At 62.0% G+C, this 13,201-nt stretch carries 7 protein-coding genes and 1 tRNA gene; 2 read left to right on the top strand and 6 right to left on the bottom strand.

Going from position 1 to position 13,201, the window contains the following annotated elements:
- Nucleotides 1-105: 105 nt before the first annotated feature.
- The 5 genes from PAA8504_RS11785 to PAA8504_RS11765 all read right to left on the bottom strand — a co-directional run bounded on the left by PAA8504_RS11785 (nucleotide 106) and on the right by PAA8504_RS11765 (nucleotide 7,227).
- Nucleotides 106-195, bottom strand: a tRNA-Ser gene (locus PAA8504_RS11785).
- Between the two features lie 979 nt (nucleotides 196-1,174).
- Nucleotides 1,175-3,373: a hypothetical protein gene (locus tag PAA8504_RS11780; protein WP_146190486.1), complete on the bottom strand. Its 2,199-nt coding sequence runs from the start codon at nucleotides 3,371-3,373 to the stop codon at nucleotides 1,175-1,177.
- Nucleotides 3,374-3,695: 322 nt separating this feature from the next.
- A complete protein-coding gene (locus PAA8504_RS11775; RefSeq protein ID WP_108894369.1) occupies nucleotides 3,696-4,913 on the bottom strand; it encodes a hypothetical protein in 1,218 nt (405 codons plus the stop codon).
- Nucleotides 4,914-5,068: 155 nt separating this feature from the next.
- On the bottom strand, nucleotides 5,069-5,935 hold the full coding sequence (locus tag PAA8504_RS11770) for a histidine decarboxylase, pyruvoyl type (RefSeq protein ID WP_108894368.1): 867 nt from the start codon (nucleotides 5,933-5,935) through the stop codon (nucleotides 5,069-5,071).
- A 5-nt stretch (nucleotides 5,936-5,940) separates the two neighbouring features.
- Nucleotides 5,941-7,227 carry a TGL-type protein-glutamine gamma-glutamyltransferase gene (locus PAA8504_RS11765; RefSeq protein ID WP_108894367.1) on the bottom strand — a complete coding sequence of 429 codons (1,287 nt, stop codon included), beginning with the start codon at nucleotides 7,225-7,227 and terminating at the stop codon, nucleotides 5,941-5,943.
- 161 nt (nucleotides 7,228-7,388) lie between these two features.
- On the opposite strand from PAA8504_RS11765, the gene PAA8504_RS11760 reads away from it, so the two are divergent.
- Nucleotides 7,389-10,787, top strand: a complete 3,399-nt coding sequence (locus tag PAA8504_RS11760) for an ATP-binding protein (RefSeq protein ID WP_108894366.1) — start codon at nucleotides 7,389-7,391, stop codon at nucleotides 10,785-10,787.
- Between the two features lie 129 nt (nucleotides 10,788-10,916).
- Here the strand turns inward: PAA8504_RS11760 and PAA8504_RS11755 are convergent, their stop codons facing one another.
- Complete coding sequence (locus tag PAA8504_RS11755) at nucleotides 10,917-12,047, bottom strand: fumarylacetoacetate hydrolase family protein (protein ID WP_108894365.1); 1,131 nt, start codon at nucleotides 12,045-12,047, stop codon at nucleotides 10,917-10,919.
- 197 nt (nucleotides 12,048-12,244) lie between these two features.
- On the opposite strand from PAA8504_RS11755, the gene PAA8504_RS11750 reads away from it, so the two are divergent.
- Nucleotides 12,245-13,192, top strand: coding sequence for an NAD(P)-dependent oxidoreductase (locus PAA8504_RS11750; RefSeq protein ID WP_108894423.1), 948 nt, complete (start codon nucleotides 12,245-12,247; stop codon nucleotides 13,190-13,192).
- Nucleotides 13,193-13,201: the final 9 nt, after the last annotated feature.

Genomic DNA, 13,201 nt, shown 5'->3' with positions numbered 1-13,201 from the left:
GGCTTGTTCCGGGGCAAACCGTGTCGAGATGAGGGATGGCTTGGGGGGCGAGGCCGCCGGGCTAACGAAATATGTGCGAAATCTCAACAAGATACGCCGAAGCGATGGCGGAGACGAAGGGATTCGAACCCTCGAGACGGTTTCCCGCCTACTCCCTTAGCAGGGGAGCGCCTTCGACCACTCGGCCACGTCTCCGCTGATCCGTATAGCGGGGCAAGCCACGGAATTACAAGGCGAAATTCCCCGTTCCGCCAAAAGGGTCATTTGGGCCCTCAAACCCTTGAAATGGCACCGAAAGGAACGGGAAAGCACCGGTTGTAGGTAAAATTTGTCAACTGAAATCTCACTTCCCAACGACAGCTGCGCCGGGCTCCTGCCGTTCGGACAAGCGATTCACGGCGCACCTTGAGCCGGCGACTTGCCCGTGTGGCTGACCCTCTGCCGATCTGCACAACCGGCTTCAACTGATTGGTGACCATCGCCGTCGCGGGGCATTTCCGCAGCCGGAAAACGATCCGAGTTCTTCATCCAGTAGGGCCGAACATGACCAAGATCAGGACAGCCACAAGCTTGAAGGCGGATCGACAGGCCACGACGAAACCAAGCCGTGCTAAACAGTGGCGTCCTGGGGTCGCTTATAGCATATCGGTGAGGCCAGCCGTTTGATCGCAGAGAGTCAGCGTCGCGAGTTCCGCCGCGATCACAAGCTTTCCTTAGGAAGCGCTTTGGCCGGGGCCGCAGCTCAAGGGCCGGGTTGCATCGGGTCCCTCTCGCAAGTCGGTGTCGGTTTCCGCTCTATAAGTGAAACCCGCGTCCTCGCGATCGCCCTCCAGCGCCCTCCAATACTGGGTCTGATGGAAGGCACTATTGCTGTACGCTGGCGTGTCGGCCCCGAAGGTAGCTTAAACTTCGTCGGTTCCTGTCCAAAGGATGGGGAGTAGCTCAAAAAGCGGACGAAGATAGGCCCTTCCAGGTTAAGGTGAAGCGAACCAAAACGGTTTACGGACATCCCCAATCTTTAACGTGCTCGGTCGATCCCCAAGTCGATCTCGACACGCACCGGCCACGCTTCGTGCAAACGCACTCCAGGAGTGTATCTACGCACGAATGGGGCCGATCCATGTCGGTTTACTGAAAAGACCAATGCCCCTTTTGGCGCGTCATAGGTGCGGTCTCAGGTTTTCAGTTGGCGCCCCAAGAGATCGAGCAGTACGAACTCTGCTGCATGGCGGCCCCGGGAGCGTATCAGGAAGTCTTCGCTCGACGCTGCCCGGTCCGTGTAAAGCCGTGATAGGTCGCGTATCGAAGCGGTCACACCACGGTTCAAGAAATCTAGCACGGAGGCATGTGTGGGGCCGTCCAGAGGTTCGGGCCGAATGACCAGGAGGACGGTGCTCGCTTCGGTGATCTTGAGGCCCAAAAGCGGATTTCGTGTCTGGACTACCAGAGCGGGCTGACCGGCGATATTCACGGCATCGACAGTAACGTCGTATTGGGCAACCGCGGTACCAGCCGCTTGGGCGAGTTGGTCAAAGGCCTCCTCTGCCTTTGTACCTTCTGCCCGGTAGTAGAGTTCGACCGATCCGCCAAGCAAAGGCGCGCTTTGCATCGGTATGGTTACGCCCACGTGTCTTGCTTGCGCAAGGAGGCCAAGCCAGCCTGTGCGATAGTATGTGCCAGCAATCGGCTTGCTATAGCCGTTGTCGATAATCTCCAGAACGCAGTTGACGGCTTTCTGGTAGTTTTCCTTGCCGATGACAGCCTGACCCACGGTCTGGTAGTCGGCGACGATATCATCTGCCAGCGTCCCGACGGCACATTGGGCCAAGAAGACCTCGCGGCATGCAGCTACAGATTCTCGGTTCTTGATCCCCGGTTCTATCTGCTGCCACATCTCGTCGAACTCCGTATTGCCCTTCAAGAGCCTCGGCAAGTTCTCAGCTGCAAACGTATCGAAGGCAGCGACCCATGTCTGGCGCGCCGCATAGATCGCGGTGTCGTTCAAAAGCGCCGCGAGACCCCAGGTGAGCATCATTGACCACGGGTCCGATTTTGTAGGTGTCAATTCGAGCTCTTCTGCCGTCATGGGCATCGCCTTGGTGACGGTCACGAGGTTCCTTTTTAGGTGTTCCATCAGGTTCGCGTCCGGCTCGCTCAGGACGGTCAGCAGACGTTCCAACCGCTTGGCCAGTTTGCGACCGACAGTATTGGTTTGGATCGCCTCGCGGATCATCGTCGAGAAGTCGTCCACGAAATAGGGAAGCGTCGGCACGGGCGTCGCAATGCCGTCAATCCCCTCTGCCTTGACGATGTGGAGCACGCGCCAGTGCTCGCGCAGTTCGACCGTGTTGCGGGCGGAGACACCGATATCGATCAGCTCTCCGTTCACACCAGCTGGCCTGAACGGTTCGGTGGCGCGCATCGGTTCGGCGTGTTCGGCCTGCAAGGCAAGACGTGAAAAGAGCCGCGGACCATCGTGAGCGGCCAGTTGCAGAGGCTGCGGATCGAGAAGCTGGTCCCTATGCCTCTCCAACAGCTCGGTATAGCCGAACCGGGCCTCATCCAAGAATATGGCCACAAGGTCGTTAACCCGCGCGAAAGCGGTGTACCAATCCTCGGGCCTCAGGTCCGGATTAATCAGGATCCCTGTGTCCCAGTCGTTGCCGCCCTCCTGGGGACGATGAAGCGCGGTGTACATCGCGCGCCCGCCCTTCAGGAAGTAGCGCAACACTTCGTTCCCGACGCCGAAATCCTGCTTGAGCCGCAGGTCGAGCGCCTCAAGTCGCTGGCCGAGATCCGTGATCCGTTCCTGGTGCCATCTGGCCATCCAGGTCCAGTCGGGACGGTGCATGACGCCCGTCACGGACCCGCTTGCGTCCCCCTTGGCCTTCAGGTCCATCGGCTTGCCAGGAGCCCCGCCAACGAAACGATGCATCAGCCGGTAAAGATAAAAGGGACCGATATTGTAAAGGCTGCGCGGAGAAGCAGCCGCGGCATTCGGTTTTCCGAGCTGCTCGACAACCTCGGTGTTCACATCGTCAAGCTGTCGTTCGGTCTTGGGCCCGTCGCCCTCCGGGTTCTTGTCGGCCCAAGCTCTGACGATGTCCTCTGTCGATGCCAGATCTTTGTAGCCAAGATACTGGGCGACGTCGCGGATTGGCTCGCTCGCAAACTCGACCGTGTCGCGTGACGTTATCGAATCTAGGATCTCCGCTGCTTCCCCGACGATCCCGCAGAGGGAGTTGTAGGTCCGCGAGGGGTCGCTCTGGGCGATCACCTCCAGACGTCTGATCTCGCTTTGCAAGCCGAGAATTCGCTCGTCGATCAAAAGCTCGGTGTTCGGCGCAAGCAGGATCGGGCTGTCCTTGTGCAAGGCGTAATAGCCTGAAAGGGCTTCGAATGCCGCGTCGAGCTTTTCCTGCGGATCGCCGGCATGGCTGACGGCCTTCTGAACGGCGGCGACATAGGAGGTTTCCATCATGCTCATGGGGTGTACCGCCAAGGCCGACCATGCGGTCGCGGCCGGGTCCTGGGGGCCATCGACGACGGGTGGTCCGTTATCCTCGTCTTTCACAGCATCGGTGGCGATTTCGGCGAGGTGATCAAAGTATTCGCTAAGGGTGGGCATTGTTCTCTCCTACGGGGGCTGATGACCGCCCGGAAGAATCCGGGCGGTCGTTCGGGCGTGGGTGAGATCACTGAGGCGCGGGCTGTACCGTCACACCCCAGATCGCGGTTTTTCCCTTCGGAAGCGTATAATGGTAGCTCAAAGAGCCATCCGCGTTGAGCTGGTAGCTCGACGTGTGCGTCCCGCTCGCCTTGGCCGAGAAGAACGGCCAGACACCGAATTGCGCTTCGGTCTTGATCTGTTCGAACTCGCTTTGGCTGTAGCTCGCCTCGCTGGTGACGGTCAGCTCCAGATCGGTAACAAGGACTATCTGCGACACGCGCCGGGCGAGACTGCCGGTTTTCTCGTTGAAGAAGGTGTACCAGTCGCCCGAGTTCGATTCCGCGTCCCAGACGTTGAAGTCGTCCTTCGCATTATAGCCGTGCGTGACCATCGAACCGTTGTACCACCCCGCAGCCTGCGTCGGCATCGTCGCGTAGGAGCCGATCCGCCCCTTGATCGAGAAGGCGGACTGAGAGGCCTTCTCGTCGCTCGCGGAATACTCGCCGTTCGCGCCGCCGAAAAAGATCTCGTACATACCTGACGCCCCACCGGAGACGATGGTACTTGTGCTCTTAGTGTCCATCGAGTTGGTGCTGAAATCGATGTCGACCGACTGGCCGTTGGCAATCGCCTTGTTCGCGTTGGAGATCGTACCCGTGTAGCTGGGTAGGCCAAATGGCTGGTTTGCATCGTTGACGAAAGTCGTCTGGAAGTTCGGGTTCGCGTAGTCCCTGAAGGCGTTGGAAAGCGGGTCGTTGGCCGCTTGGGCCAGGACCTGACGCCCCGCCTTCGCCATGGTCGGGTCAAGGTTGCCCATCGCAAAGGCGTCGAACATTTGCTCCACCGTCGCGTACTTCGTGGCGTTCGTTTTGGCGAAGATCTTCCACTCGGCATACATCGGCCCAAGGGCTTTCTTCATCCCCGCAGCAGTCGAGGGCAGCAGGCAGTTCAGAAAACTCCCATAGGCATTGTAGCGCGTTCCGCTGCCCGAGGCGTCGAAGAACGCCATGGCGGAGTAGGGCGGGACACTGTCGGCCATGAGAAACAGTCCGCTCGAATCGTCGGTCTGCAAGCCAAGAGTACCCTGTGCGGCCTGAAAGGTCTCCGGATCGAGGCCCATCGCGTCCATGATGTAGTTGCGCCACCCGACGTTCATCTGCTCGACGCGGGCCTGTACGTTGGCCCCGCGCTGCACCTGCATCATGATCTCGTTGTAGCGTTCCTCGATGAATGCATCCTGCATAACTGATCTCCCGGTTGCTGTCTGGCGTGGACGGGATGTCCGCGCTCAGGCGACCGGACCACGGCAGTGCAAGACCACCGCAAGAAGCGGACGAAGATCAGCGCAAGAAATGCGTAAAATCGAAGAGACCCTCTGAGACGAGGGTCCGAGGACTTTCAAATCAGGGCGGCGTCTGGATAGGGGGGCAGGGGATCGAGCCGAAGCGCGGCCTCCCATTCACCAAGCGACATGCCTGAAAGGTCTGCCGGTGCAGCGCCCGTCGGGATGGCTGCCGGGGGCAAGGTGACATAGGGAACGCATGCCAGCGAGCATCCGACAGTGCCCGATGAAATCTGCAGCGCTTTGTGCCCGATGAAGATTTCCTTGTATTTCACCCCCTGGTCCTGGCCGCACCGCAGGATCGACCGAGCGATGTTCTGCTGAAGATCGAGAAGCGCTTTCTCTCCGCTCGCCTCGGTATCCGCGGCGTCCTCGATAAAGAGATTCGCGCAGGATGTCCGATCCTCGGCGATCGCGATGGCCAGACCGGCCCAGACTGTTGTGCTTTTCTGCGGATTGACCGTGCGGGACTTGTTGGCGCAGACGACCATTGCCCCGGGTAGGGGGTTGAACCGCCTTTGGTCCCGCGTACCGAAAAGACGGTAGCCCGCGTCGAGCAAGGGAGCGATTGACCGGATCGGCACCGGAACCCCATCATGCCGCTCCAGCGTCCAGCGGGCCGTGACATCGTCAGCCGCCAGATCATCGTGGCGTGCCAGATCGTAGCCCCACACCGCGCCGTTGAGCCCGCAGAACGAAGAAGCTGTCAGCATATTGATCTGACCGATATATGCATCCTCGCATTCGGCCCGATCATAGGAAACGATCCCCTCTAGTCCCTCGTCCATATCCGCCTCGACCGTCCCGACAGAGAGCTTGAGCGCAGCGATATAGCCAGGCCCGGTCGCGGGCGGGTTCATGTATCCCGCGCAATTGTCGGGGAACGGGCCCATGGCACCGTCGATCACGTCCTTGATGTCCATCCTGGTTATCCTCGGTCTGCTGCTGGCGGAACGACATGTGCGTCGACTTGGGCATCCGGATCATGGCGTCCCTGTGCGGCATCCGAATACTCGACGATCAGCCTGTGTGCCCCCATGGGAAGCATGTGGGGCGGGTTGTCCAACGGCGCCGAGGCGACCTGCGAAAGGGAGGCCGGATCAAAGGACAGCGCCTTCGCAATCTCGCCGAGCTTACGTCCGCGCACCGTGCTCAAGCCGCCGCCGCGATCCTCGAAACCAGAGGCAAGCAACGTGCGCGCGTCCGGCGCCTCCGGTGCGGCCACCGTTGCCGGCGGGTTGGACGCGGCCTCTACGTGTGTGGTGCCCGGAGTCAGCGACAGCCTACGGCGCAAAGTGAAGCGACAGGCCGTCTGAGGATCGTCAATCGTGTGCGGGTAGCAGTCGTGGTAATAGGCGTCCGCGACGCTGATGCGCAGGTTCGCCTCGCTCAACCACGCCGCACCGAGGCCTGAGAAGTGCTGGGTCCCATGCGCGTCCCGACCCATGTACATCGCATTCAGTCCGGTCCAGAACCCATCGGGCGCGTAGTGAAGATAGTCATCCTTGTTCTTGAAATAGAGGTAATCGCCAGGAATCCATGGATCGCCCAGATCGGCGGCGATCATATAGATCTGAACCGGATTCTTGCTTGAGCCTATCGACCAAGGGCCGACATACATCGTGCCGAACGCCTTGGCAGCCTCGTCGAAATATGTCGGGCCCAGCCCATTCAAAAGGCCCAGATAGACGGCCATCTGAAAGGCACCGGCGCATTCGCCACGAAAAGGAAAGATGTTCCCGATCGAGGGGGCCATCACCGAATGCGGTGGCGCGGTATCCCTCTGGACGAACATCGCGCTGTAGGGCTGGCCGGGCCGCATGAGCGTCCAGTTCGGCGACTCGGTTTGCCCGTGCTCGGGGTACCATCCCATCGAAGATTGCAGGCCGATCGTCGCTGAGAAATAGTCGGCGTCATACGCGCCTGAGTTGAAATTCCTCATTGTCTGCATGGCCTCGATCCGGAACGAGATTTCGCTCTGTGCATCCTTGAGTGTTGCGAACTCGATCGCCGTTTTTGCGCCCTGCATCGCCTGAACGATCTGCAACCTCATTGGGTCGACAAGCGGAGAGGCCTCCCCGGGCTTCAGCGTCGCGAAGCCAAGGTCACCGTGTTTCTCGGGTGAAACCACGAGGGGTCGGATCACGGTCTCGAAACTATCCGGATCGTTGCCGATAGAGCGCCCCGCCACCCGAAGACCTTCTTGATACGACATTTGTATTCCTCCTGACCGATATGGTTGCTCGAACGCGGGACCGCTAGCGGACCACCCTGCTGGCGCCACCGAAACCGATCGTCGTCAAAGCCTACAAAATCTTCATAAGCTGTCGAGGATCTGATTGTGTCGTAGGGTAAACTAATCCCACGGAGACGATCATGACCGAGGTGCCCCAAGCAACGTCATTTCGCCTTCTCGGGCCGTTCGAGATTGCGGCGCATGGCGGCCGTCTCACGCGATTTCCCACGCGTCGCGCGCAGGCCCTCCTTTGCGTCCTTCTCCTGGAACACGGTCGCTCTGTTTCGCGTGAGCGGCTGTGCGACATGTTCTGGCCGAACGCCGATGCCGAGGGCGCGCGAGCGAGCCTGCGGCAAGAGCTGGCGGTCGTGCGGCGGGCGCTTCGTCAGATCGGAGTCGAGCCCCCTGAATCGGTGCAGGACGGGGTTCGATTCACTTTATGCGGGTGCGTTTGCGACATCCTGGAGTTGCAGGCGCTGGACAGCGCGCCAAGTCTGGACCTGTTGTCCGCCCTTTGCCGTGGCCCACTCTGCGAAGGCATGGTCGGCCCGACGGAAGCGTTCGAGGACTACGTCTCGTCCCACCGCCTGCGCCTCTCCGAGCGAGCGCTGGCGCTTGGCCTGAATCTCATGGAACGGATGGCGCTGGGCAAAGCCGAAGGTGATTTCGTATCGACCGCCAAATGGGTGTTGGAGCTCGATCCGGCGCAAGAGGTCGCGCATCGCGCCTTGATGTCCCACTACGCCAAAATCGGTCAGGCGGTCCTTGCCTTGCGCCAGTACGATCTCTGCCGAGAGATCATGAAAACCGAATTCGACATCGACCCGGAGCGGGAAACAGAGGCGCTTGCGGCGCGCATCCGGGCCGGCACACAAGGCGGTGAAGCCAGCGCTGCCGTCGACACGGTTACGTCGCGCCGTCCGCTCGCCATACTCGCTATTGCGGCAACGCCAAGCAGGTCTGCGGGTAATCCCGAAGGTCCCGACGCCTTGCGTATTCTGTCAGACGCGTTGACCGAGCTTGCAGACGAAGTATGCGTCCCGCTCGGAGGAGAGCTCGCCGGTGCCTTCGGTGCGCAGGTTTTCGTGGCCTTCGGTGTAAACGGGGCCCAAGAGCACGATCTGGAAAGCGCGGTGCGCGCGGGGCTGCGGCTCGTGCATCAGGGCATCGCGCCGGACGGACCCATCATTCGCTGTGCGCTTGACTACGGACCCTGTGTCTTGGGGCGGGGAAGCGATATGGGGACACGGTTCGACGGGCTGCCGCTGCTATGGACGCAATCCCGTCTTGGCACGATCCCGCCGGGCGAATTCTGGATATCCGATGCCATCCGGGCCGCCTTGCCTTGGATCGTCGCGGTTCAAGTCGACAAGGCGGCGGCGGCCTGGAGGATAGACAGGTTGGACGGCCGGGACACGCGCTTCGACCACCAGAAGCGCAGTCAGCGACTCACGCGTTTCGTCGGGCGGGAGGCAGAAACCGACAGGATCGAAGCTGGTTGGCGCGAGGTCGAAGCCGGCAGCGCCGTTCGGCTTCACATTGAGGGTGAGCCGGGCATCGGAAAGTCGCGCCTTTGCCATCAGTTCGCAACCAGCCTCGAACTCCGGGGCGGGCGCATCCTGCGATTTCAAGGCTCGCCGTTCCTGACCGGCGTTGTCTTGGGACCCTTCACGGCTCTCTGGGATGAGGCGTCATCGCCACCCGGCAGCCGTGCCGACGCACGCCTGAACCGGGCCAAGGCGGATATCGCGGCTGCAATACGGCGAGCAAGTGCGGATCAGCCGATGGCCGTTCTGATAGAGGACATCCAGTGGTGTGATCCAACGACTTTGGACTTCATAGAAGACCTCGGCTCGTTGCTGGACGGTTCCCCAATCCTCTTGCTGACGACCGGTCGCGGGTTCGGGCGGGACCGTCCCACCAATGAAGTCTTGCGACTTCAGCGACTCGATCCGGTCAACGCCTGGGACATGGCGGCCACGATCCTGCCAGATCGGGTCGGCAGGCGCATTATGGAAGACATCGTGCGGCGCTCCGCAGGCATACCGCTGTGCATCGAGGAGTTTTGCCGCGTCGCTGCAGAACACCCGCTGGTGCCCAGCCTAACTGACATTCCCGCGAGCATCGAGGCGGCATTCTTTGCGCAGATTGACCGGCTTACCGAACCTGAACGCGCGCTACTCGAAGCCGCGTCTCTCCTTGGTCATCGGTTCGAATACGGTCTGCTCTCTGCCACCTACGATCTTGAACTGGCGCGGATGCGTCCCTTGCTAGATGCGCTGCGGCGCGAGGGTCTGCTTTACGTGACCGGTCGCCTGCCGCATGCCATTCTGGAATTTCGAACAGCTGTTGTCCAAGAGGTCGTCCGGCGGCATCTGTCCCAAGACAGAAGCAGGGCGTTCTCGGCGCGTGCCGCACGCTACCTCGAAGTCCGATACCAAAGCGGAGAACATGCGGCCGCTGCCATGGCTGCGGCGCATTGGGCCGAAGCGGACGCGCCACTCAAGACCGTGGAATGGTCCCTCAAGGCCGCCAGGGGCGCGATCGAGTTGTCCGCCCCGCAAGAGGCCGTGGCGCATCTAGAGCGGGCTCGTGCCCAAATCGTGCATCTCGCGCCACGCCAACAAACCGTCTACGAGATCGAGACGCTCTCGCTGCTGGGCCCTCAGCTATTGGCCGCGAAGGGCTTCGCTGATCCCGAGGTCCACGAGGTGAACGACAGACTGCGAGCGCTCGCCGTTGAAAAGAAAAGCCCGCTGGCGCCGCAGGCCCACTGGGGACTTTGGTCGTACCTCGTCGTGCGGGCGGAGCTGGATCAGGCTGCCGAAGTTGCAACGGCCCTGCGTCGGTCTGAAATCGATGCGCCTCGCGCACCGCGGTGGCTCGGGCCTGGTCTGCATTACATGGATGGCCTCAATGCCTTCTACCGGGGCGAGTTCCGGCGCGCCCTGATCGAGTTGGAGGCGGGGGATAAGACGGTCCCGGACGATCACGACGTTTCGAACGTGGATATCCTGGGCATTGACCTCAGTGTCGCGGCAGGTGCCTACCGCGCCTGGTGCCACGCCTTTCTCAAAGACGCGTCGTCTGCATCGGAGGAGGCCGAAGCCGCGGCTCTGCGCGCGGAGGACGGAGGTCACGGGTTCAGTAGCGCATTCGCCAGGGTAATGGCGGCCGTGTCATATCTTTTTCTGGACCGCCCGGATCTGGCAGCCCCCCACGCCAAAATCGCGGCTTCGCTGGCCGAGGAGTACTGTTTCGCACAGATCAGTTCTCAAGCAACGATCTGCTTGGGACATATCGAGGGGCTCTCGGGCGATCGTGGGGGCCTTTTACGCCTCGAACGCGGCTTGAATATGTATCTTGCGACCGGCGCTCGCCTCGCGGTGCCTTATGCACGGTACTGGCTCTGCCAAGGGTATGCTCGTGCAGGAAGACGGGCAAAGGCGGATGAGCAAATCAGGCTGATCAAAGCCCACGTCTCTCGAACCGGCGAGCGATATTTCGACAAGCACATGCAGCGAGGTGAACAGATTTGAATCTGAGGCTCAAGATTCACGACAAGGGTTAAGGGCCGTCCATTGATATGGAGCTGCGATTCTCGACCTCGGCCGAGCGATTTGATCTCTTTTGCGGCTGTATGGAGCGCCAACGCTTCCGTGCGGTCGTCAGAGCAGCCTGCGTTTTGACAGGTTCCGCATCAACGCGCCGGTGCCGAACGTCCATTCCGGGGCGTCCGTGGACAGGCGCACGACGTTCCGCAAGCTACCGAGGCGGGCCTCGCTGATCGTTACGACGTCCCCCACCTTGTGCGTGAATCCGGCGGACGGGGCGTCGCGATCCTGCGTCGGGGCGAAGAGCGTGCCCAGGAACAGGAGAAACCCGTCGGGATACTGGTGATGCCGCCCGATGGTCTGCGCGACGATGTCGGCGGGATCGCGGCTGATCTTGCGCATGGAGGAGAGGCCGTTCAGCTCGAATCCATCCTCGCCTTCGACACGAAGGGCGACGTCCGCACTGCGCACGTCGTCCAACCCGTAGGTCTCGTCGAACAGCCGCAGCATCGGGCCGATGGCGCAGGACGCGTTGTTGTCTTTGGCCTTGCTCAGCAGCAAGGCCGAACGCCCTTCGAAGTCGCGCAGATTGACGTCGTTGCCCAGCGTGGCGCCCTTGATCTCGCCGCGGGACGTCACCGCAAGCACGACCTCGGGCTCGGGGTTGTTCCAGCTCGACATCGGGTGGAGGCCGATCTCGGCCCCGTGCCCGACGGCGGCCATCGGTTGACACTTGGTGAAGACCTCCGCATCCGGCCCGATCCCCACTTCCAGGTACTGGGACCACAGACCCTCGGACAGCAGGACGCGCTTGACCTTGGCGGCCTGCTCGGACCCCGGGACCAGGCCCGACAGGCTCTCGCCGATCACATCGGCTACGCGGGCCCGGATGTCGGCCGCGCGCGCCGGATCGCCGGCCGCCTGCTCCTCGATCACGCGCTCGACCATGGACTCGGCGAAGGTGACGCCTGCTGCCTTGATCGCCTGAAGGTCGGCGGGGGCCAGAAAGGTGGGCTGCGCCCCGTCGGGGGCCCGCGATGGGTCGGGAAGCGCCAACCGCTCGCCATCTGCATCGCGAACGAACGCCAGCGTATCGTCGCGTTCGAGCAGGTCGCGCAGCGTCGGCGCTTCGCGGCAGGTGATGTCCATCAATTCACCGTCGCGACGCACAACGACGCAAGGGCCCCGGTCGGGCCGCAGCACGCGCCCCACCAAGGTGCCATCGTCGGGAAGGGCCGCGCTCATGCGTTCGCCCGGTGCTGGCGCGGGCGGGCCGACAGGCGCTCAAAGCTGGCCGGAGACGCCCGCCGGGGCAGGAAACATCGTGAAGATAGCGCCATCATGTCCTCCGTTGTGCGGTTGTGCGCGTTGGCAATTGCTATACTCGAGCAGGACGGCACATCAACCGGTGGCCCGTGAACTCGGGGCAGGGCAGCGACGACATGGAACGGAGACCCGGCATGAGCAAACCGACCATCGGCTTCATCGGCGTGGGCTACATGGGACACGGCATGGCGAAGAACCTGATCGCCTCGGGCTATCCGCTGGTGGTCAAGGGCAACCGTAACCGGGACCCGGTCGAGGATCTGCTGACGCGCGGCGCGCAGGAGGCGGCGACCCCCCGCGAGGTCGCGGAACGCAGCGATATCGTGCATCTGTGCCTGTCGAACTCGGCTCAGGTCGAAGCGGTGATCCGCGGCGAGGACGGGATCCTCGCCTCCGGCAAGGACGGCCTCGTGGTCATCGACACCACCACCGCCGATCCGACATCGTCCGACACGCTCGCCGCCGAACTCGAGGCGGCGCAGATGACGCTCGTCGATGCCCCGCTGGGACGAACGCCGAAAGAGGCCGAGGCCGGAACGCTCGACACCATGGTCGGCGCAACCCCGGAGATGTTCGAGCGTCTTCGCCCCGTGATCGCGTGCTGGGCCGGCAACATCAGCCATACGGGCGGAACCGGGTCCGGCCACCGCATGAAACTGATCATGAACTTCATCTCGATGGGGTACGCCGCGCTTTATTCCGAAGCGCTGGCGACCGGGGTGAAGTCCGGGCTGACACCGCAGACGATCCACCGCGTGATCGGGTCCAGCCGCATGGCGAACGGCTTCTACGAAACGTTCATGGCCTATGCCATCGGCCGCGACCCCGAAGCGCACAAGTTCACCATCCAGAACGGCGCCAAGGACACGCGCTATGCCGCCTCGATGGCGCGCGACGCCGAGGTCGCGAACCTGCTGGGGGCGGCCATCGCCAACAGCTTCCAGCTTGCCGAAAGCGCAGGGCATGGCGACGATTACGTCCCGATGTTGGCCGATATCGTCGCCCGTCAGAACGGCTTCGACCTGGCCAAGGCGGTGCGGGCGGGACACCGCGAAGAAGACTGAGGAGGACAT

It is taken from the genome of Palleronia abyssalis (genome assembly GCF_900302445.1).
GTDB classification, from domain to species: domain Bacteria; phylum Pseudomonadota; class Alphaproteobacteria; order Rhodobacterales; family Rhodobacteraceae; genus Palleronia; species Palleronia abyssalis.
Note: the sequence above shows the minus strand (reverse complement) of the source record. Positions and strands in the feature narration are given on the sequence as shown.